Source organism: uncultured Thiodictyon sp. (assembly GCF_903828115.1).
In the GTDB taxonomy this organism is placed as follows: Bacteria; Pseudomonadota; Gammaproteobacteria; order Chromatiales; family Chromatiaceae; genus Thiodictyon.
Map to the genome: position 1 here is coordinate 1 of NZ_CAIKKU010000475.1, position 2,393 is coordinate 2,393.

A 2,393-nucleotide genomic window follows, 5' to 3' on the forward strand; every position below is an offset into this window, starting at 1 on the left:
CGGATGCGCCGGACTTTTTGGGGTCCGCGCACCCGGCCCGCCCCCACCCCGGCCTGCGCGGCCCACTTGGACCCGGGGAGGGTACCGACGATTTTCTGGGGTTCGTAAGAACCAGGGGCCGGGTGTCTACTCCCCATAGGAGCAGCCCCATCGCCTTGATCCAGAAGGGTGACTGGTGCGGATCGGAGTTTATCCGACACTTGCGCAATGAGAACCGACGGCGCGTTTGCGGTGACCATGCGGCGCTTCGCGGTACGATTAAAAACGTGTCCGGGCACGAGGGGTTGCGTCGTGCCCGCACCGGGGTCAGCTAAATGGTGACCCTGAGGTATCCAACGCCAAGAGCAAGAGCCGGTGAAACTCGAAGTCAACGTGACGGATCGGAGCGCGGTCGAAATCTACCGGGAAATGTTGCAGGCGGGGCGGCGGCTCGAAGCTCCGGCGGACGAACCGACATAATGCCCCGATTCCGGCCCCCCACCCGTTTTCATTCGTGCGCGCTCCGCATAGTTATGCGGCGAAGCTGGTGCGCATACATTTATTGGATTTCGAGATTGGTTCGTTACAAGCCGGTTGTCTTCCCGCCCATCGGCCCCGGACCATCCCAACCACCATCCCCCTCAGGCCCCTTATTTAACCACTCCTTAATCTCCGCTCCCGTCTTCAACATCCTCCGCGCCAGCCCCAGCGCCTCTGCATCCGTCAGCATAAACCCTACCCCCGCTTCGCCAGCGCTTGGCCAATCTCGCTCGTCCGGAAAGCCGCCTTGGCGTCCCCGGCAATCCGGCGCAGCAATCCCGTCGGCTTCTCCCTTTCCGCGACAGTCACATGCTCAATATAATACGCCAGTATCTCCCTATTCACCAAATGCTGCGCCTCGGCCTTTGGGAGAGAACTCAATCTGTCTTGCCCAATCCCCTGCAACGCCGCAGCAACAGCACCTTGCGCCCTGGGATCTCCCGCCCCAGCCTGTTTCTCAATATCACTTATTAGCCTACGCCAGCCTCTTCCCATAACCTCCATATCTGCTGGATGGGTTCCCTCATGCCAAAGCACCGCAACCGGATCATCGACTGTGTTCCAAATGATAATGCTGGTGTCGACTTGATCGTACGCCGACCGCTGACCTTCAGGTTTGCGCTCTTTGCGAGCGTCTTTCAACTTGATGAAGCCGCTCTTCTCCATTCGTTGGAGATCGCTCGGCTTAATTGCGCTCTCAAGTTCTTTCCTTACGCTCGCGATCTCGCGCGGTGGCATTTCTCGGGAAAAAGCGAACGTGTCTCCGCATCGAGACTCCTGCTGTTCCCTAAGAGGTTCGCTGATTTCGGCGTCACCGGTCCGCCGAAGGAGAAATTCGTCGTTCGGGAATGCGACGTGACAGCGCCGCCGCGCGGCTTGGCCGAACTTTGTTTTGCTAAGATCAAGCCAGTTCCCCGGGCCTGCTATCTCCCTGATCTGTTTCTGATATTCACTCTCTATTCCAAAGAACTTTCTTATTCTATCGACGGTGGTCAACTCAAAAGAACAAGACTCTTCGAATTGCGTCTTCCACTGAGGCAGTGCCAATAGTCTGCGCAATTGCTTCTGCAAGTCCTCCTTTTCCCAGTAGGTCCGGCCGGCTATTATCTCGTGAACCGAGAAAACACGGTTTTCGAGAATGCCAGAAGCGCAACGACTGCCCGTGTCCGCCGCTCGATATTTCTTCTCCTCTTGCGTCCACTCGTGCGCTTCCTGTCTAGTCGGCATTGCGCCATGCTCTTCAAGGAACGCCCTAATCCAGTCGTATATCGCGACCGGCTCCAGTGAGCGCGCAGAAGCGGATTGCATCGCGCTTAGGAGCCAAGCTTCTGTGAATACGGGTAGTGTTACGCCCGCGGAAAGCGGCCTATCCCCTGTATTAGAATCAAATTGGAGCCAGACAATCGTTAAGAGAGCCTCAAGAGCATTCTTTTCCGTAGCAAGTAATTGCCTTCTCTCGGTGGCAAGAAACGAATAGAGTTTTGCCCGTTCGTCTCGATCTCTTTTCGCCGTCGCTCGCGACTCTAGGTCGCCTTCTTCGTATAGCAGGCGCGTTTCCGTATCCTCTGCTATGTCCAGAATACAGGTTATGGCTGTTTCGACGGGAATATGAAAAAATTCTTTGCCTTCGTTGTATCGCGCGAGCGCTCTATGGGCTCTTTGCTCAAGGAAGTTCGGCTCATCGACGAATGCGCAGTATTCGACGATAAACTTGTGAGGCAACCCCGTTCCGTCTATAGTTAAACGCATAAATCCCTATATTCGATCCACGGTGTAAATTCATCAATCCAGCTTTTGGCATAGCTCATGGCTTTGCTTTCCTCGCTCCATGCATCAGAAATGATGAACTTAAGATGTTCTACTGAACAGATAAA

The 2,393-nt window shown here is 55.2% G+C and carries 1 protein-coding gene; it reads right to left on the reverse strand.

Annotation, left to right across the window (positions count from 1 at the left end):
* Positions 1-714 precede the first annotated feature (714 nt).
* A complete protein-coding gene (locus tag QZY48_RS17500) occupies positions 715-2,241 on the reverse strand; it encodes a GIY-YIG nuclease family protein (RefSeq protein ID WP_295433379.1) in 1,527 nt (508 codons plus the stop codon).
* Positions 2,242-2,393 lie beyond the last annotated feature (152 nt).